The following is a 19147-nucleotide window of genomic DNA, read 5'->3' on the forward strand; positions in this document are numbered from 1 at the left end:
GATGTAATGCTAGCACAACTGACCCTGTTCCCCGCTCTGCCCAAGACACTGAAAGCCTCGCATCTGCTGGTACTGCTTCCAAAATCAAAGGCGATTCCCAAGGATGCTCCGCACGACGACCTGCTCGCCAGCGTACTCAAGCGCCGTGCCATGAAAGCGGACGAGCTGGTGAAATCGTTTGTGTCTGCGAATGCGCCCGATGGCGCGTTGGTGTGCTGGGCGATGCTCGATTTCGACCAGGATACTTTCAGCCAGCAGGTGCAGGTGCGCAAGGCGATGCAGCCGTTGCTGGACGAGCAGCCCGGGGGGATTGCGATCTCGGTATCGGGCGATACCGCACAGCGCCAGCGCATGGCCGAATTGGCTGCGTATGGCGCATGGGTGAACGGTGCACTGTTGCCAGTGCATAAGAAGAAAGACGAGCGCAAGCCGCTGCAAAAGATCGAGTTGTACGGCGTTACAGACAAGAAAGCATTCGATGCGTTGAAGGCGCAGGCCGCAGGCAACCTGCTGTGCCGCGAACTGACCGTGTTGCCGCCGAACGAACTCACGCCGGGCGCTTACCGCCAGCGCGTGAAGAAGCTCGCACAACAGAACGGTTGGAAGCACCGGGAGTTTGATATGAAAGCCTTGCGCAAGATGGGCGCGGGCGCCTTCGTCGCGGTGGCGCAGGGTAGCGATCCGGATGACGCGGCCATCGTGCATCTCTCGTACAAGCATCCCAAGGCAAAGAAGACTATTGCACTGGTGGGGAAGGGCATCTGCTTCGATACCGGCGGGCACAACCTGAAGCCGTCACGCTATATGCACAACATGCACGAGGACATGAACGGTTCCGCGGTGAGCCTTGGTATTCTGCTCGCGGCGACAGAACAGAAGCTGGCGGTGAACATCGATTGCTGGCTTGCGCTGGCGCAGAACCACATCAGCCCGAAAGCCTACAAGCAGAATGACATCGTGAAGGCGCTCAACGGTACGCACATCGAAGTGATGCATACCGATGCCGAAGGGCGCATGGTGCTGGCCGATACGCTCACGCTGGCCTCGCGCGCAAAGCCGAACTTGATCATCGATTTCGCCACGTTGACCGGCAGCATGGCGATGGCGCTCGGCGCGCGCTACAGCGGTGTGTTTGGCACGACGGATGAGTTGGCGCAACGCGCAGTGAGTGTCGGAAAACAGAGCGGCGAACGCATGTGCGCTTTTCCGCAGGATGAGGACTACGAAGCCGCGCTGGATTCCAAAGTCGCCGATATCAAGCAATGTACCTTGGACGGTGAAGCCGACCATATCCTTGCGACGCGTTTCCTCAAGCGCTTCGTCGAACACGATACGCCATGGCTGCATGTGGACCTGTCGGCCAGTCGCTGCGAAGGCGGGCTGGGCAGCGTCGCCACCGAAGTGACCGGGTTTGGTGTGGGTTGGGGGCTGCGGATGTTGCGGGAAAAATGATCGGGCTGATTCGCCCCGGCATCAATTCACGAACTCGAATTCCGCGATCAGGATATGGTGGTCCGACGCTCGCGTGGGCTTCACGATGTAGCTGACTTTGCGCAGATGCTGGCTGTGGAAGATGTGATCGAGCACGAATGGACGGTGACGCCAGGTGACCTCAGTAGACTGTACCGGTTGATAACCCGCATCGGCGAACTGATGAATCAGCGAGTCGCGGTTGCTGACGTTGAAATCTCCCCCGATCAGTGTGGGGCCGTGTGTACGGCGCAATTGTTCGACGACAAGCTGGCGCTGCTGGTTATGTTGTTCACTCGATGAATTGAGCATGAAATACGCCAGCAGATGCGTGTCAAACAGTTGTACCTCGTGTCCGAGCAGCGTTGTCTTCGCGCCGATCAGCAGGCGGTCGGTGGGCGTCGTCTTCTCGCCTTCGAACTCGAACTCGACGGGTGACGAGGGCAGTTCGAGTCGGAACGTATCGCGCAAGGGCGTCCGGGAAAAAATGGCCAGGCCGATACCGAAAGGCAACTCGCGCGGATCGGCTTTGGGATACGAGAAATAACCGTAATAACCTTTGAGTGCCGCCTTCAGTCGGGTGTAATTGGGGGGCGGATCAAGCTGCACGCCGCCGGGCTGTGCATGTTCAACTTCCTGCAGTATGACGATGTCGGCGTCACAGCTCAGGATCTCAGCGATGGTCAGGTCGAGATCGATCGGAGCCCGATCGGTATTGACTTCATCCCATATCTGGCCGAACTGCATATTGAATTGCATGACTTTGAATGTCTTCATGGGTTCCTATGATGCCATTGCTATCGATACATGCAAACCATTGTGCAATAAATACCTTTTGAATCAAATCGTAAATCCGACAGGCGAGCAATCCTGGAAATTCAAAATCACCGTAAAAGATGCGGCCAGCAATGGGTTCGAGCTCTATTACGCTGTACCGATCGCAAAATATCGCCGACGAACGGTAACAGGAACGACATCAACGGGAACGTTCCATAACCAGTCTTCAAACAACGTTCGGACTGGTTTCGGACTGGTTGTGAACATGATATCAATTACGCTCTATTTCACTTTTTGCGTTCTTTCAACCAGCAGTTTCTCAAAATCTTCCGCCGGAACCGGCGGGCTGGTGAGATAGCCCTGGTACATATCGCACCCTTTGTCTTGCAGAAAGGCGAGTTGTTCGGCGGTTTCCACACCCTCAGCCAGTACCTTGAAACCCAGTATGTGCCCCATCGCGATGATGGTAGTCGCGATCTCCATATCGTCCTGATGGAAAGGGATGTCATCGATGAAGCTTTTGTCGATCTTCAATATGTCGAGCGGAAAGCGCTTGAGATATGACAATGAAGAATAGCCGGTGCCGAAGTCGTCGATCGCGAGTCGTATGTCCTGTGCGCGCAACAAATGCAGCATCTTGACCGCATCTTCTTCCTGCTCCATCAGCGCGCTCTCGGTCAGTTCCAGTTCCAGACGATCAGCCGGAAATCCGGTCTCGGCCAGCACTTTCGACACCAGCTCCGCGATGTTGCCGCGCATGAACTGGTGCGGCGAGAGATTTACCGCCAGTGTCAGGAACGGCAGGCCGGCTTCGATCCAGCGCGCGCCTTGCAGGCAGGTTTCCCGCAGCACCCATTCGCCGATGGCGCCGATCAGGCCGGTTTCTTCCGCCAGACGGATGAAATGTGCAGGCGGAATCAGGCCGCGCTCCGGGTCCTGCCAGCGCACCAGTGCCTCGGCGCCGACGATATGACCGGTGACGATATCTACCTGCGGCTGGAAGTACACGCGCAGCTGGTTCGCGCCGATCGCGTGGCGCAGGCGATTTTCCAGCTCGAGGTGTTCGCCGGCCGCACGCGTGAGCGCATCGGTATAAAAACGATAAGTGTTGCGGCCCTGCTTTTTGGCCTGGTGCATGGCGGCATCCGCATGCTGGATCATTTGCTCGGCGTTGCTGCCGTCGCTGGGGAAAATGCTGATGCCGATGCTGGCACCGATGAATATTTCCTGTCCGCCGGGCAGCGCGAACGATTGCGACAGCAGTTCGAGCAGGGACCTTGCCACGACGGCAGTGTCCTCGGGGCTATTGATGTGCTCCAGCACCAGCAGAAATTCATCGCCCCCCAGCCGGGCCAGCATGTCCTCGCTGCGCATGTGCATGGTCAGGCGTTCGGTCAGGTTGACCAGCAACTCGTCGCCGACCAGGTAGCCCATGCTGTCGTTGATATTTTTGAAGCGGTCCAGGTCGATGTACAGCACGCCGAGTTGAGTGCGGTGCCGCTGTGCCTGCGCCAGCGCATGGGTCAGATGCGACTGCAGCAGCAGGCGATTGGGCAGGTCGGTGAGCGGATCGAAATGCGCCAGATGTTCGCGTTCTGCCTCGGACTGTTTGAGTTGGCTCAAGTCGGAAGAGATGCCCACATAATGCGTCGTCACGCCCTGATCGTTGCGCACCGCGCTGATCGCAAGCCATGTAGGGTAGACTTCGCCGTTCTTGCGCCGGTTCCACACTTCGCCCTGCCAGAAGCCGGCTTCCAGTATATTGGTCCACATCTTCCGGTAGAAATCCCTGCCCTGACGGCCCGAGTGCAGGATGCGCGGGTTCTTTCCCAGCAGTTCGGCTTCGGCATAATCCGTGTGCTGCACAAAGGATTGGTTGACGGCCACGATGTTTCCCTGCAGGTCGGTGATGATGATGCCGTTGTGGCTGTTCTGGAAAACGGTGGCGGCCTGGCGTAGCGCGTCTTCGTTCTGTTTGCGCTCGGTGATGTCGCGGAAGGTTCCCATCAGGCAGCGCTTGCCGTTGATCGTGATGGGCGAGGCACTGATGTCGGCATAGAAAACCGAGCCGTCCTTGCGCTTTACCGATACATTGTGGGTGGAGTGTTTCTCGCCGACCAGATGCCGGTCGAAGTCTGTCAGCACTTCGGACAGGTCTTCCGCAAGGTGAATGTTGTCTACCCCGAGTTGGAGTATTTCTTCAGCGCTGTAGCCCAGCATGTGCTGGATCGCCGGGTTGCTCATAACGAATTTTCTCGTGACGGCATCTGCAAGCAGTATGCCATCCACCGCGCTGTTGAAGATGTTGCGTAAACGATCTTCGCTCTCGCTCAGGGCTTCTTCGGCACGTTTGCGCTCGGTGATGTCATCGTGCACGACGACGAACTCACCCGGTGCGGGACTGTAGATCGAGAAGGAGAACCATTTGTCCAGTGCGGCCAGATAGTGTTCCCATCGGGTGGGCTCGCCGGTCCGGGCAACCTTGCCGAAGATCTGGAGCGAATCCGGATTCGCTTCGGCATATCCGGGAATGACCTCGCTGACCTTCTTGCCGACCACATTCTTCAACCCGGTTGTTAACTCGAAGGCGGGATTGACGGCGATGAACTCGTAATCCACCGGGATGCCATCGTGGAAAATCATGCGGTAGTGGGCGAGGCCGTTCAACATGTTGTCGAACAGGGAACGGTAAGTTGCTTCGTTCTTGCGCAAGGCCAGTTCAGCCTGTTTGCGTTCCGTGATGTCTTCAGTGACAGCAATAAATTCTCCGGGGGCTGGGCAGTAGATGGAGAACGAGAACCATTTTCCTACTGCGGCCAGATAGTGTTCCCAGCGGGTGGCTTCTCCGTTCTTGGCTACCCTGTCAAAAGTCTCAAGCGACTCCGGGTTGTCCTCGCCATATCCGGGAATGATCTCGCTCATCTTCCTGCCTACGACATTCTTCAGACCGGTCGCTGCCTCGAAGGCAGGATTGACGGCGATGAATTCAAAATCCACCGGTATACCATCGCGGTAGATCATGCGGCTGTGCGAGACTCCATTCAGCATGTTGTCGAACAGCGAGCGGTAAGTTGCTTCGCTCTTGCGCAGTGCCAGTTCCGCCCTTTTGCGCTGGGTGATGTCGTCGATCAGTGCAACGATATAGTTGGCCTTGCCATCCCGCCCTCGCGTACACTTGACATTGATGGTGGCATTGATGGGACTGCCATCCTTCCGTATGAAGCGCTTCTCCAGCGTGTAGCCGTCGATCTCACCGGCCTTCATGCGTTCAAATTGATCAACATTGCTATCCAGGTCGTCCGGGTGCGTGATGTCAGCCCAGGTGGTTTGCTGCAATTCGGCCCGGGTATAGCCGAGCATGTCGCACAAGCGGTCGTTCGTATACAGCCATTCCTTGCTGTCCGGTGAACTGATGGCCATGCCGATGAAGGGCAGGTCATGGAACAGCTTGAGTTGCTTGTCCTTGTCGGTTGCCTGGATGAGCAGCTTGCGCATCAACAGAAACAGCAGCAGTGCGGTAGCGGCGACGAAAAAAAGGCCTTTGATCAGGCCGATCCAGAGAACCATTTCTTGGTCAGGGAGGGATAGCGCCAGCAGCCTGTCGGATGCGAGTATCCATAATGCCGCGAATGCTGCGTATAACAATGCGATTCTGGCTGGGGTCAGGTACTTGACCATCAATAAGTGAATTTAATATACATGTTCAAGAATGTATTCTGTAAGCAAGACAGTTGCAATGCCTGATTGAAATTCCCACAATAAAAATGAGGTATATGTCGCGCCTCGTCAAAAATGCGTGAATTCCGCAATCACCCAATAGCGTGCGAATTTCCCGATTGCAATGAACAATGCCGCCTTCCACCAGTTGAGGGGCAGCCAGCCCGCGGCGAGACAGAGCGCGTCGCCGATCAGCGGCACCCAGGCCAGCATCAGCGCCGGGGTGCCATAGTGCCGTACTTTCTCCACATGCTTGAGTTGTTGCGTCTGTGGCAACATCCACCCCATGCCGAAAGTGACCATGCCGCCCAGCGTGTTGCCGAGCGTGCCCAGCAGCAGCGCAGGCCAGAACAATTCCGGATGGAGTTTCAGCACGCCGAACAGCACGGCTTCGGAACCGCCCGGCAGCAAAGTCGCGGCCAGAAAACTGCTGATGAACAATCCCCACAGGCTGAGGTCGCTGGTTACGATGGAATTCAGAGTGTCCAATTGGCTAGTCCGGGGTGCAGTGGAAAGTCTTCAATCCGAGGCCAGGTACGACGGCGACGAACAGCAAAGACCGTCAATTATATTCGCGCATGCATCCCGTTAATACATGCGGTGGCGGAACAGCCAGCCGGCGATTCCGAACGCGGTCACTCCGATCAGCGCCATCGGCCAGAACTGCGGGATCAGCAGATCGAACGGCATGCCTTCCAGGAACACGCCGCGCAGCACCAGCAGGAAATAGCGCATCGGGTTGAACAGCGTGATGTCCTGCACCAGCACCGGCATGTTCCGTATCGGCGTGGCGAAGCCGGACAGGATGATCGCCGGCACCATGAAGATGAATGCGCCCAGCAAGCCCTGCTGCTGCGTGGCCGCGAACGACGAGATCATCAGCCCCACGCCTACGCCCGAAAGCAGGAACAGCGCGATCCCCGTGTAAAGCGTCAGCAGGCTTCCCAGAAGCGGTACCTTGAACCAGAACACCGCCGCGACCATGATCACGCTGGCTTCCACCATGCCGATCAGGAACCCCGGCAGCGTCTTGCCGATCAGGATTTCCACCGGTCGCAGCGGCGTAACCAGCAGTTGGTCGAACGTGCCTTGCTCGCGTTCGCGCGCCACCGACAGCGCCGTGACCAGCATGGTGAGCAGTAGCGTCAAGATGCCGACGATGCCGGGCAGGAAGAACCAGCGGCTTTCCAGGTTGGGGTTGAACCACGCGCGCATCTGGATGTGGGCGGGCGGCGTCGCGCCGCCATGGCTCTGTGCCCAGGCCGTATTGAAGCGATCGACGATCACGCTGGCATCGTTGATTGCGAGCATGGCGGTGTTGGAATTGCGTCCGTCGACGATCACCTGCAGCGGTGCCGGTCGGTCGGCCGCCAGCTCGGTACTGAAGTTGGGTCCGGCATGGATCACCATCAGTACCTGCTTGCCGTCGATGAGCGGTGCGATCTCGCTCTCGTGGGTGATCTGCGCCACCGGCGTGAAGCTCGTTGCGCCGTCGAAGTCGGCGAACAGCTCGCGCGCGGCGGAACCGCGGTCCTCGTTGTACACCGCGAACGGCACGTTCTTCAGGTCGAAGGTGGCTGCGTAGCCGAACACTATGAGCTGGATCAGCGGCGGGCCGATGAGAACGAGACGCGTGCGCTTGTCTTTCAGCAGCGCCAGGAATTCCTTTAGCACCAGTGCAAATATGCGTCCGAACATGTTGTCACTCCAGTCTCTTGCGCGCATTGCGCCAGGTCAGGCCGAGGAAGATCGTTGCCAGCAGCACCAGCGCCAGTGCATTCGGCACGATCACTTCCCACACGTTGCCCGCGAGGAATACCGTCTGCAGGATGGCGACGTAGTAGCGCGCGGCGACGATGTGGGTGATGACCTGGACCACAGTGGGCATGCTGCCGATATCGAAGATGAAACCGGAAAGCAGGAAGGCGGGCAGGAAGGTGGCGATGAGTGCGATCAGGCCGGCGACGAACTGGCTGCGCGCCACGGTGGAGATCAACAGTCCCATACTGAGCGCGGTGACGAGGAACAGCGCGGAGGCTGCGAACAACACCCAGAGTGATCCGCGCAGCGGCACCTCGAACAGGAACAGCGACATGCCGACGGCCAGCACGAGGCCGCCCATGCCGAGAATGAAATAGGGCAGCAGTTTGCCGATGATCACCTCGCGCATCGACAGCGGCGTGACCAGCAGCGCTTCCATCGTGCCGCGTTCCCATTCGCGCGACATCACCATCGCGGTCAGCAAGGCGCCGATCAGCGTCATGATGACCGCGACCAGTCCGGGTACCAGGAAATTGCGGCTGCGCAATTCGCTGTTGAACCACACGCGTTGCTCCATCTGCACCGGGACCTGCAGAACCTGGCCGCGTTTCTGTGCCGCATGCGCCAGCCAGCTGCCCCACGCGCCCCGCACGTAGCCGGAGATGATGCGTCCCGTGTTCGCGTCCACGCCGTTAACGATGAGCTGTATCGGTGCGCCGTCGCTGCGACGCAGTGCGCTGGCGAAATCCCGGCGCAGCACCACGATGGCGCTGACGCGCCCGGCCATCATGGCCTGCTCTGCCTCGCGCGTGCCGGAATAGTATGAAGTCACGAAATACTTCGAGTGATCGAACTCCGCGGTGAAGTCGGCGGTATCCGCGTTCGGCTGTTCCACCACCAGCGCCAGCGGAATGTGTTCGGAATCCAGCGACACGCCGTAACCGAACAGCAGCAGCAGGAAGATCGGCATCAGGAAGGCAATTGCAATACTGCTGGGGTCGCGCACGATCTGCAGGAATTCCTTGCGGATCAGCCCGCGCAACCGCATGCGGCTATCATGACGAAATAAACCTACTGCGCGAACCGGCAAAGAGGTCGCACTAAAAGTACGCAATCCGCTACCCGCTGAAGCGGGTGCGGAATTGTCGGCGCGGTGCTCGGCATCCTCATGTACTGACGTGTACACTCCGGTGCCTGCGCTCCGTGCGACCCCGTTGCCGGCTCGCTCGCTACGGTTTCTATCGTCATGAATCATCATGCCACCTCCCGCTGCTCATGCGCCATGATCAGCCCGATAAAAGCATCTTCCATGGTGGGTTCGGGCTGTGCTGCGGTACGCGCCTGCGCCTTGATGCTGCCCGGCGTACCCATGGTCAATATCTCGCCAGCCGCCATGATGGCGAGCCGGTCGCAATATTCCGCTTCCTCCATGAAGTGCGTGGTGACCATGATGGTCACCCCCTGTCCTGCCAGCGCGTTGATGCGCGACCAGAACTCGCGCCGTGCCAGCGGATCGACACCGGACGTCGGCTCGTCGAGGAATAATATCTCCGGCTCGTGCATCAGCGCGCAGGCCAGCGCCAGACGCTGCTTGTAGCCTAGCGAAAGGTCGCCACTGGTAAGCTCCGCCATCGGAGCCAGTTCGAATTCCTGCAGCGCCCAGTCCATGCGCTGCCTGCGGCGCGCACCGGACAAATCGTAGGCGCTGCTGAAGAAGCGCAGGTTCTCGGCCACGCTGAGGTTTTCATAGAGCGAAAATTTCTGCGACATGTAGCCGATGCGCGCACGTGCCGCCGCCGCGGCATGGCGCAGGTCGGCACTCGCGACGCGCAGCGTGCCGCCGCTCGGCGGCAACAGGCCGCACAGCATGCGGAAGGTGGTGGACTTGCCCGCACCGTTTGCACCGAGCAGCCCGAACACCTCGCCCCGGCTGACTGTAAAACTGATGTTGTTCACTGCATAGAAACTGCCGAAACGGCGCTGCAGGTTGCGCACCTCGATGACCGGCTTGTCCATTGCCGCGCGCGGAGCGGGTGCTGCCTGTGGCGGCTGCTTGCTCGCCATCCCGGTGCCGTCCGCCCCGGCCTTGAGCAGGGCGACGAAACTGTCCTCGAAACGCGGCGCCACCGCTGCTGCCTCGATGCCAACCGCAGCAGGGCATAGAACTGCGAAATCGACAGGTGCATCGCTTTTCATAACCACGCGCACGTGGTCGCCCTGGATCAGCGCATCCATCACGCCCGGCGCTTGCGCGATACGGTTCTGCAGCACGCGCTTGTCCATGCCTGCCACCGTGACGCGGTAGGTGTGGCCGCGCATGGTTTCGCGCAGCACGGCGGGCGCGCCCTGGTCGAGCAGCCGCCCTTCGTGCAGCAATACCACGTCATCGCAGCGTTCCGCTTCATCGAGATAGGCCGTGGTAAGCAGCACGCTGGTGCCCTGCTCGCGCACCAGGCGATAGACGATGTCCCACAGTTCGCGGCGCGACAGCGGGTCCACGCCGACCGTGGGCTCGTCGAGCAGCAGCAGTGCCGGCTGGCGCACCAGCGCGCAGGCAAGGCCGAGTTTCTGTTTCATGCCGCCCGAGAGTTGTCCGGCCAGTCGCTTGGCAAACGGCTCAAGCCCGGCCATGTGCATGAGTTCGCGGTAACGTTCCGCACGCGCCGCTTCCGGCACGCCCTGCAGGTCGGCATAAAGGTCGAGGTTCTCCTGCACGGTAAGGTCTTCGTAGAGGCCGAAGCGCTGCGGCATGTAACCGATAGTGCCCTGTACCGCGAGCGACTGCGTGGCGGCATCCATGCCGAGCACGCTGATGGCGCCGCTGTCCGGCACCATCAGTCCGGCCGCGAGACGCATCAGTGTGGTCTTGCCGGCTGCGTCGGGGCCGACCAGTCCGGTGACCACGCCTTGGCGCACGCTGAAGCTGACGTCATGCAGCGCCTGGATCCTGCGTTTGCCAATGAGGAAGGACTTGGAGAGTTGTTCTACGACCAGTGCGACCCCGCTGCCCGGGCTCGCGGGAGCGGGTGACGCCATCTCGTGATTAACCGCGTTCACGCCAACCTCACGGATTCGGGCAGTGCTCGTTGTCCGTGGCGGCGGATTGGCCCAGTGCGATCGTAACCGTGGCAGGCATGCCGAGGCGCAATTCATTCTGCGGGTTGCACACGAAGATGCGCACCTGGTAGACCAGACTGCTGCGCACTTCGGTGGTCTCCACCGATTTCGGTGTGAATTCAGCAGTCGGCGAAATGTAGCCCAGCCACGCGTTGTAGCGCTTGTTGGGATAACTGTCGGTCGCCACCTCGGCGTGCATGCCCGGCCTGATCTTGCCGAGATCGCCTTCCTTCACATAAACGCGCACCCAGAGCGGGTCTGTCATTGCGAGCGTGTAGACCGGGAGTTGCGGTGTAGCCATGTCGCCCGGTTCGAGAATGCGTTCCTGGATCACGCCGTTGTCCGGTGAGTACAGTGAGGCATCGATCAGTGCCCTGCGCGCCAGTTCAAGCCCCGCCTGAGCCGAGTGGAACCCCGCCAGCGCGGCATCGGATGCGGTACGGGCATCGTCCACCTGCTGCTGCGCAACGAAGTGTTTGTCGACCAACATCCTGGTCCGCCGGTAAGTGTTCGCCGCATTGACTGAGGCGTAGCGCGCGGCCTCCATGTCGGCCTCGGCCTTGCGGACTTTCTGTCGCAGCGTTTCCGTGTCCAGCGTCGCCAGCAACTGGCCCTTTTTGACGGGGTCGCCTTCCTTCACCAGCATCTTCGTGATGCGCTCCGAACCGTTGAAAGCAAGTTGGACCTGTCTGATGTCGACGTTGCCGTAGAGCGTCAGCGTGTCGGCGTTTGCGGTGCGACGGCTACCAAAATACGCGGCGCCGGACGCACCGAGTACTATCGCAGCGGCAAGGAAAAGGAGGATTTTCTTTTTCATGGTTTTGGTCCCTGGACCCGTGCCGGGTCCGAAAATCGCAGAAGTGTATTCATGATCGCGCCCGCTTTACCGGCTTGGGGGTCAGTACTCGAATCAGGGTGGCTACGCCATCGCGCACTTCATTTGCAGACTCTCTGTTAAGCCGCGCTTGATGCATGACGGCCAGCCCGATGATGGTGGCGTGAAACAATCGTGCTGCTTCATCGTCTGCAGCGATGCCCGCCTCTTGCAGCAGATGTTGCATGACAGTGCGCGTATGCCGGATCAGCTTGCGCAGCAGTTTGCGGATATCGGGGTCGCTGTCGGCGGCGACGATCAGACCGATAAACACGCGTGGTGGAATGCCTTCGATCAAGATCTTCGAAACTGCATCCGCCAGTGTCTTGCCCTGCGGCTTCGCCTGCAACTGCATGGCCACATTGTCCATCACGCTGAAAATCGTGAACTCGGCAATCGCCAATAAAAGATTGGCGCGAGTCGGGAAGTAGTAGGTCAGGTGGCTTTGTTTGATGCGGGCCGCCTGCGCGATCCTGGGCTGTGTCAGTGCGGCCACGCCTTTTTCGCGCAACAGCGTCGAGCCTGCAATCAGAATGTCTTCCCTGATGCCCATTTATCCACCCGGAAGTCGCTTCGGTTTGGTAAGGCTACCAATTTTGTCCGCGAACTTCAAATTTATCCGGGATCGCTGAAAATGAAAACGCCCGTCTCTGTTGCAGAGACGGGCGCATTGAAGGAATGATCAGTGCTTTTTTTTCGGGGAAATCAGGTCTGTGATGGTGCCTTCCGCCATCTCTGCAGCGAAGCACAGGGTTTCGGACAGCGTCGGGTGCGGGTGGATGGTGAGGCCGATGTCTTCCATGTCGGCACCCATTTCCAGTGCCAGCACGCCTTCGGCGATCAGTTCGCCTGCATTCACGCCGACGATGCCCATGCCGAGGATGCGGCGCGAGGTCGGATCCAGCAGCACTTTGGTTATCCCCTCGGGGCGGCCCACTGAACCTGCACGGCCGGAGGCCATCCACGGGAAGGAAGCTTTTTCGTAGGTGACGCCTTTGGCCTGCGCTTGCGTTTCGGTCAGTCCCATCCATGCCACTTCGGGATCGGTGTAGGCCACGGAAGGAATCGTCATCGGTTCGAAGAAGGCCTTGTGTCCGGCGATGTTCTCCGCCGCGACCTTGCCTTCATGCACCGCCTTGTGTGCCAGCATCGGGTCGCCGACGATGTCGCCGATGGCGAAGATGTGCGGCACGTTGGTGCGCATCTGTTTGTCCACGGGGATGAAGCCGCGCTCGTTCACGGTCAGGCCTGCCGCTTCGGCGTTGATCTCGCGCCCGTTCGGGCGGCGGCCCACGGCCATCAGCACCTTGTCGTACACCTGCGCTTCGGCAGGTGCCTGTTCGCCTTCGAAAGTGACCTTCAGTCCAGCTTTGGTCGCCTCGATCTTCGTGACCTTGGTTTTCAGCATGATGGCTTCGTAGCGCTTGGCGATGCGGGTGTGCAGCGGCTTGACCAAGTCCTTGTCCGCGCCGGGCATCAATTGGTCCATCAACTCGACCACCGTGATCTTGGAACCGAGTGCGTCATACACCGTCGCCATTTCCAGGCCGATGATGCCGCCGCCGATGACCAGCATGCGCTTCGGGATATCCTTCAGTGCCAAGGCGCCGGTGGAATCGATCATACGCGGATCGTCGTAGGGGAAGCCCGGGATGCGCGCCACGCTGGAACCGGCGGCCACGATCGCATTGTCGAACGTGACGGTCTTCACGCCGTCGGCGGTTTGCACAGACAGGCTGTTGGGCGAGGAGAATTGTGCCTTGCCGCTCAATACCTGCACCTTGCGTTGCTTGGCGAGTCCGGCCAGGCCGCCGGTGGATTTGGAGATCACGCTCTCCTTCCACGCGCGGATGCCGTCGATGTCGATCTTGGGCTTGCCGAAAGTCACGCCGTGATGGCCGACCTCTTCCGCTTCCGTGATGACCTTGGCCACATGCAACAGCGCTTTGGACGGGATACAACCGACATTGAGGCACACGCCGCCAAGTGCGGATTCCTTCTCGATCAATACGACCTGCTTGCCGAGGTCGGCGGCACGGAATGCCGCGGTATAGCCGCCGGGGCCGGCGCCGAGAACGACGACTTCGGCATGTAGATCCGAGGATACGGGATTCGGGATTCGGGACTCAGGGGTGGGGGCTGCGGGTGCGGACGCGACGGCGGGTTTTACTGAATCCTGTTTCCCGTCTCCTGTATCCTGACTTTCAAGCAGCAGAATCACCGAACCTTCACTGACCTTGTCGCCCACCTTGATCTTGATCTGTTTCACCACGCCTGCAACGGGAGACGGCACGTCCACTGTGGCTTTGTCTGTTTCCAGCGAAACGAGGGCTTGCTCCTTTGCGATTCGATCGCCGGGTTTTACCGAGATCTCGATGACGGCGACATTTTTGAAGCTCCCGATGTCAGGGACTTTGATTTCAATGGTTTGGCTCATGTTTTTCTCTCTTATTATTTAGACTCTGATTTGCCCGTTGCCGAGCACAATGTACTTCTGCGAAGTCAATCCTTCCAATCCTACCGGCCCGCGTGCATGAATTTTGTCGGTGGAAATGCCGATTTCAGCGCCCAGGCCGTACTCGAAACCGTCTGCAAAGCGTGTCGAAGCATTGACCATGACGCTGCTGGAATCCACTTCTCTCAGGAAACGCATCGCTTTGGTGTAGTTCTCCGTCACGATACTGTCGGTATGTTGTGAGCCGTAGGTGTCGATATGTGCGATTGCCGCATCCAGATCGGCGACCACACGGATGCTGAGGATGGGCGCGAGGTATTCCGTGTGCCAATCCTCTTCGGTCGCGACCTTCATCTGCGAGACCAGTTTGCGCGATGCGTCGTCGCCGCGCAGTTCCACACCTTTGTCCAGATAGATTTTGCATAACTCGGGCAGCACTTTCGCCGCAATGTTCGTATTCACCAGCAGGGTCTCCATCGCGTTGCACACGCCGTAGCGGTGAGTCTTGGCGTTGTCGGCGATGCGGATGGCTTTGCCGATATCCGCTTCGTCATCGATGTAGACGTGGCACACCCCGTGCAGGTGCTTGATCACCGGGATGCGCGCCTCGTTCGATATACGTTCGATCAATTCCTTGCCGCCGCGCGGCACGATCACATCCACATAAGCGGTCAGGGTGATGAGTTCGCCCACGGCAGCGCGGTCGGTCGTATTGACGACCTGCACTGCGGTCTCCGGCAAACCGGCGGCTTTCAGGCCGGCGTGCACGCAGGCGGCGATGGCCTGGTTGGAATGGAGTGCCTCGGAGCCGCCGCGCAGGATGCAGGCGTTGCCGGATTTCAGGCACAGTCCTGCGGCATCCGCCGTCACATTCGGACGTGATTCGTAAATGATGCCGATGACACCGAGCGGCACGCGCATCTTGCCGACCTGGATGCCGGACGGGCGGAATTTCATGTCGCTGATTTCGCCGATGGGATCGGCCAGTTGTGCGATTTGCTGCAGGCCTTCGGCCATGCCTTTGATCGTTTTTTCGGTGAGGGTGAGGCGGTCTACCGAAGCGGCATCCAGGCCGTTGGTTTTGGCTGCCGCGACGTCTTTGCTGTTGGCGGCGATGAGTGCAGCGCTGCTGTGCAGAATGGCATCGGCGATGGCAAGCAGCGCACGGTTTTTTGTGTTGGTATCAGCCTGAGCCATCAGGCGCGACGCGGCGCGCGCCTGCTTGCCGACGGACTGCATGTATTGCTTGACGTCTTCCATGAAGGCTTCCAAATGTTGCACTGTGCCCTGCATTTTAGCATTCCGCTTGCGATAGAATGCAGACTCTATAAAAAGAGAACCACAGCATGTCCGACATCCTCAACAAGATTCTCGCGGTCAAGAACCAGGAAATTGCCGCCGCATTGTTTGCCAAGCCCCTGCCTGTGATGCGTGCGGAAGCCGAACAGGCAGCGCCTGCACGGGACTTTGCAGGCGCCATTCGCGGCAAGATCGCTGCCGGACAGTCGGCGATCATTGCCGAGATCAAGAAAGCCAGTCCCAGCAAAGGGGTTATTCGGGCTGATTTTCGTCCGGCCGAGATCGCCGCCAGTTACGAGCGGCATGGCGCAGCCTGTTTGTCGGTGCTCACCGATGAGCAGTTCTTTCAGGGCAGTGCGGCGTACCTGAAGCAAGCGCGCGAGGCTTGCAGCCTGCCGGTATTGCGCAAGGATTTCATCGTGAGCGAATACCAGGTCTACCAATCGCGTGCGATGGGGGCGGATGCCATCCTGCTGATCGCTTCGGCACTGACGCTGAACCAGATGAAGTCGCTCGAGAAGCTGGCGCACAAGCTGGGCATGGATGTGCTGGTGGAAGTGCATGACGGCAAGGAGCTGGAAGTCGCGCTGCAGCTCTCGACGCACCTGATCGGCATCAACAATCGCAACCTGCGCACCTTTGAGGTCAGCCTGCAAACCACGCTCGATCTGCTGTCGCGTGTCTACGCATCCGAAAAAGGGCACGATTGCATCGTTGTCACCGAAAGCGGCATCTTCACGGCTGACGACGTCAGGCTGATGCGCAATCACCAGGTCAATACCTTCCTGGTCGGCGAGGCGTTCATGCGCGCGCCCGAGCCGGGAGCGGAATTGGCCAGGGTTTTCGGGAATGTATGACCCTGGTCGTCGGTATTTAAATCAAAAGGTGACACCTTGAGCGCTATTCATCCTTCAGAAATTTCATTCATTACCCGGCACGCGCCGTTCGATCACATGGAGCTCCCCCATGTTTTATGGATGCTGCAGCGCATGCGGCTGGGATATTACCCCGAAGGCGAGGTGATCGTGTCGCCGGAGCAAGGGCCGGTGGACCGGTTCCTGGTCATCAAACAAGGCATGGTGCACGGCGAGCAGAGCGTGGCGCACGCTTCCGAGGCAGATACCTGGCTGGAGTTGTCGGAAGGGGAATGCTTTCCGTTGGGCGCGTTGCTGGCCAACCGCCGTGTCGCGAGTGTTTATCGGGCGGGCAACGATGTCTTCTGCTACGAACTGTCCGCGACCGACTTTCGGGAACTGATCGGCTTGAGTGCCGCGTTCCGCGATTTCTGCACGCGGCGCATCGCCAATCTGCTGGAACACTCCAAGCAGGTCATCCAGGCTCAATACAGCAATTCGAGCGTCGAGCAACAATCGCTTGCCAGCCCCTTGTCGACGATTATCCGGCGCACGCCGATAACATGCCCGCCGGATATGACGGTGCGGCAGGTGCTGAAGATCATGCATGAACAGCAAGTCGGTTCCATGATCGCGGTGGATGAGGATGGGCGTCCGCTGGGCATCCTGACCTTGCCCGACGTGCTTGAGCGCATTGCTTTGCCGCAGATCGATCTGGATCAACCGGTGATCAATGTGATGTCGACATATCTGGAGACACTGACGCCGCAAGCACTGGCGCATGAAGCAGCGCTGACCATGGCCAAGCACGGCTTCCGCCATGTGCTGGTGGTCGAGAATGAAAAGCTGGTCGGACTGGTGTCGGAAAAGGACCTGTTCGCCTTGCAGCGAGTCGGTCTGCGCCAGATCGGTTCTGCCATACGCCATGCCGATTCGATCGAAGTGTTGCAACAGGGAGCAATGGACATTCGCAATATGGCGCGCAACATGATGGCGCAGGGAGTTGCGGCCGAACAGTTGACCCAGTTCATTTCCACTTTCAATGACCTGCTTACGGTTCGGGTTGTCGAGCTCGAGTTTGCAGCCAGCGATCTTGCGGGCACGCCGCTGCTTAACGGAGTGTGCTGGATGGCTTTGGGTTCAGAAGGCCGTTTCGAGCAGACCTTGAATACCGATCAGGACAACGCGATCATTTTCGACACGCCGCAAGGCATGACCGCGGATCAGGCTCGGGAAAAACTTTTGCCTGTTGCGAAGCGCATCAACGAAAAACTCGCAATGTGCGGATTCCCGTTATGCAAGGGTGAAATCATGGCAAGCAATCCCCAATGGTGCCTGTCGCTGGAAGAGTGGAAGCAGACTTTCTCGGGCTGGATTCGGGGCGGGACGCCGGAATCACTGTTGTATGCAACCATCTTCTTCGATTTTCGCGCGCTCCACGGGGCACAGCATCTGGCCGAAGACTTGCGTTTGTGGCTGGCACGGGTCGCCAGCGACAATAGCCGTTTCCTGTACATGATGGCCGAGAATGCCCTGCGCAACCGTCCGCCGCTGGGCGTGATACGGGATTTTGTCCTGAACGATTCGGACCGGATCGATCTCAAGCTCAACGGCATCACCCCGTTCGTGGATGCGGCGCGCATCTTCAGTCTGGCGACCGGGGTGACGCACACAAACACCGTCCAGCGTTTGCGCCTGAGTGCGGCGAAGATGAACCTGCCAACGTCTGAAATCGAAGCATGGATCGATGCGCTGCTGTTCATACAGGTGCTGCGCCTGCGCCACCACGATGAATCGAGCGCAAAGGGCCTGAGTGAGGACGCACTGGACAACCTGATTGATCCGGCATCATTGAACGAGCTGGATCGCCGCATTCTCAAGGAGGCATTCCGTCAGGCGCGCAAAGCGCAGGCCAAATTGAGGCTGGATTACCAACTTTGAAAAAATTGCTGCAACGCTGGTTCGCTCCCGCGCCGAATCTGACTCCGCAGCAAAGGGCACGTCTGAATGCGTGGCGTGCACTACCCGCGGGCGAGAGGAAGAGCGCGTTCGACCATTCGCGGTATGTAGTGGTCGATGTCGAAACGACGGGCTTGAACCTGATTACCGACACGCTGATCTCCATCGGTGCAGTGGCAATGGTCAATGGCCGTATTGTGCTCGAAGACAGCTTTTCGGTCGTGCTGCAACAGCAGGAGAGCAGCGGCAAGGAAAACATACTGGTGCATGGCATTTCCAGTACTGCGCAACGCGAAGGCGACGATCCTGTGGAGGCCTTGCTGGCCTTTCTCGAATATCTGGGCAAATCCCGACTGGTCGCTTTTCACGTTGCTTTCGACGAAACCATGATCCGGCGTGCCATGCGCCAATACCTGGGATTGTCATTCAAGCATGCCTGGCTGGATCTGGCCTATGTGATGCCTGCCCTGAATCGTTCGCTGATGGGCACTCATCGTGTGCTGGATGACTGGATCGGGCGTTTCAACATCCGCATCGAGGCCAGGCATAACGCATTGGCGGATGCACTGGCTACCGCGCAACTGTTCCAGATCGCCATTGCACAAGCACACAAGAGAAACATTAATGACTTCGAGGGCTTGTATGACCTCGAGAGGACACACCACTGGCTGCGTGATGTAAGCTAACCGTAAGATTCCTGACGTAACCTTGTGTTCGGTAGCACGAATGGGTCGGGAGACTAATCCTTGAAACGACTGTTTCGCAGTGGCAACAATGCGGAATCCGCCGCTTCAAGCCGGGCACACGGTATTCAACTGTAAAGTACAATTTTTTTGCACCGTCAACTTTTCAAGACCATCGATG

14 protein-coding genes are annotated in these 19147 nt (G+C 58.9%); 4 read left to right on the top strand and 10 right to left on the bottom strand.

The genetic code is table 11. The annotated features are described in order from the left end of the window. Positions 1 to 6 precede the first annotated feature (6 nt). Complete coding sequence (locus QOY30_RS02550; RefSeq protein ID WP_283743071.1) at positions 7 to 1452, top strand: M17 family metallopeptidase; 1446 nt, start codon at positions 7 to 9, stop codon at positions 1450 to 1452. Positions 1453 to 1473: 21 nt separating this feature from the next. On the opposite strand, the gene QOY30_RS02555 is transcribed toward QOY30_RS02550, so the two are convergent. The 10 genes from QOY30_RS02555 to QOY30_RS02600 all read right to left on the bottom strand — a co-directional run bounded on the left by QOY30_RS02555 (position 1474) and on the right by QOY30_RS02600 (position 15431). Continuing rightward, positions 1474 to 2247 carry an endonuclease/exonuclease/phosphatase family protein gene (locus tag QOY30_RS02555; protein ID WP_283743072.1) on the bottom strand — a complete coding sequence of 258 codons (774 nt, stop codon included), beginning with the start codon at positions 2245 to 2247 and terminating at the stop codon, positions 1474 to 1476. 282 nt (positions 2248 to 2529) lie between these two features. Continuing rightward, the gene (locus QOY30_RS02560) at positions 2530 to 5892 is read right to left on the bottom strand and encodes a sensor domain-containing protein (protein ID WP_283743073.1); all 3363 of its coding nucleotides are present in this window, start codon (positions 5890 to 5892) and stop codon (positions 2530 to 2532) included. Between the two features lie 141 nt (positions 5893 to 6033). After that, a complete protein-coding gene (locus tag QOY30_RS02565) occupies positions 6034 to 6453 on the bottom strand; it encodes a YqaA family protein (RefSeq protein WP_283743074.1) in 420 nt (139 codons plus the stop codon). A 99-nt stretch (positions 6454 to 6552) separates the two neighbouring features. Continuing rightward, on the bottom strand, positions 6553 to 7662 hold the full coding sequence (locus QOY30_RS02570; protein ID WP_283743075.1) for an ABC transporter permease: 1110 nt from the start codon (positions 7660 to 7662) through the stop codon (positions 6553 to 6555). A gap of 4 nt (positions 7663 to 7666) precedes the next feature. Next, the gene (locus QOY30_RS02575) at positions 7667 to 8983 is read right to left on the bottom strand and encodes an ABC transporter permease (protein ID WP_283743076.1); all 1317 of its coding nucleotides are present in this window, start codon (positions 8981 to 8983) and stop codon (positions 7667 to 7669) included. Beyond that, complete coding sequence (locus QOY30_RS02580) at positions 8980 to 10782, bottom strand: ATP-binding cassette domain-containing protein (protein WP_283743077.1); 1803 nt, start codon at positions 10780 to 10782, stop codon at positions 8980 to 8982. The genes QOY30_RS02575 and QOY30_RS02580 overlap by 4 nt, the downstream gene beginning before the upstream one ends. A 7-nt stretch (positions 10783 to 10789) precedes the next feature. Continuing rightward, on the bottom strand, positions 10790 to 11659 hold the full coding sequence (locus QOY30_RS02585) for an efflux RND transporter periplasmic adaptor subunit (RefSeq protein ID WP_283743078.1): 870 nt from the start codon (positions 11657 to 11659) through the stop codon (positions 10790 to 10792). 49 nt (positions 11660 to 11708) lie between these two features. Then, positions 11709 to 12269, bottom strand: a complete 561-nt coding sequence (locus QOY30_RS02590) for a TetR/AcrR family transcriptional regulator (RefSeq protein WP_283743079.1) — start codon at positions 12267 to 12269, stop codon at positions 11709 to 11711. A 129-nt stretch (positions 12270 to 12398) separates the two neighbouring features. Next, entirely contained in the window at positions 12399 to 14153 is a 1755-nt protein-coding gene (gene lpdA / locus QOY30_RS02595) for a dihydrolipoyl dehydrogenase (protein WP_283743080.1), read from the bottom strand. Positions 14154 to 14171: 18 nt separating this feature from the next. Then, entirely contained in the window at positions 14172 to 15431 is a 1260-nt protein-coding gene (locus QOY30_RS02600) for a glutamate-5-semialdehyde dehydrogenase (protein ID WP_283746012.1), read from the bottom strand. 86 nt (positions 15432 to 15517) lie between these two features. On the opposite strand from QOY30_RS02600, the gene trpC reads away from it, so the two are divergent. The 3 genes from trpC to QOY30_RS02615 are packed head-to-tail and all read left to right on the top strand — an operon-like array spanning position 15518 to position 18969. Beyond that, positions 15518 to 16327: an indole-3-glycerol phosphate synthase TrpC gene (trpC, locus tag QOY30_RS02605; RefSeq protein WP_283743081.1), complete on the top strand. Its 810-nt coding sequence runs from the start codon at positions 15518 to 15520 to the stop codon at positions 16325 to 16327. A 36-nt stretch (positions 16328 to 16363) separates the two neighbouring features. Further along, on the top strand, positions 16364 to 18265 hold the full coding sequence (locus QOY30_RS02610; protein WP_283743082.1) for a DUF294 nucleotidyltransferase-like domain-containing protein: 1902 nt from the start codon (positions 16364 to 16366) through the stop codon (positions 18263 to 18265). Continuing rightward, on the top strand, positions 18262 to 18969 hold the full coding sequence (locus QOY30_RS02615) for a 3'-5' exonuclease (protein WP_283743083.1): 708 nt from the start codon (positions 18262 to 18264) through the stop codon (positions 18967 to 18969). Before QOY30_RS02610 ends, QOY30_RS02615 begins: the two co-directional genes overlap by 4 nt. The last annotated feature ends 178 nt before the right edge of the window (positions 18970 to 19147 follow it).

It is taken from the genome of Sideroxydans sp. CL21, assembly GCF_902459525.1.
Classification (GTDB): Bacteria; Pseudomonadota; Gammaproteobacteria; order Burkholderiales; family Gallionellaceae; genus Sideroxyarcus.

Excerpts from the sequence above, each read along its gene's own strand:
- QOY30_RS02585 (WP_283743078.1), bottom strand. The coding sequence starts at position 11,659 with ATGAAAAAGAAAATCCTCCTTTTCCTTGCCGCTGCGATAGTACTCGGT.
- QOY30_RS02575 (WP_283743076.1), bottom strand. The coding sequence starts at position 8,983 with ATGATGATTCATGACGATAGAAACCGTAGCGAGCGAGCCGGCAACGGG.
- lpdA (WP_283743080.1), bottom strand. The coding sequence starts at position 14,153 with ATGAGCCAAACCATTGAAATCAAAGTCCCTGACATCGGGAGCTTCAAA.
- QOY30_RS02590 (WP_283743079.1), bottom strand. The coding sequence starts at position 12,269 with ATGGGCATCAGGGAAGACATTCTGATTGCAGGCTCGACGCTGTTGCGC.
- QOY30_RS02570 (WP_283743075.1), bottom strand. The coding sequence starts at position 7,662 with ATGTTCGGACGCATATTTGCACTGGTGCTAAAGGAATTCCTGGCGCTG.
- trpC (WP_283743081.1), top strand. The coding sequence starts at position 15,518 with ATGTCCGACATCCTCAACAAGATTCTCGCGGTCAAGAACCAGGAAATT.
- QOY30_RS02550 (WP_283743071.1), top strand. The coding sequence starts at position 7 with ATGCTAGCACAACTGACCCTGTTCCCCGCTCTGCCCAAGACACTGAAA.
- QOY30_RS02600 (WP_283746012.1), bottom strand. The coding sequence starts at position 15,431 with ATGGAAGACGTCAAGCAATACATGCAGTCCGTCGGCAAGCAGGCGCGC.
- QOY30_RS02555 (WP_283743072.1), bottom strand. The coding sequence starts at position 2,247 with ATGAAGACATTCAAAGTCATGCAATTCAATATGCAGTTCGGCCAGATA.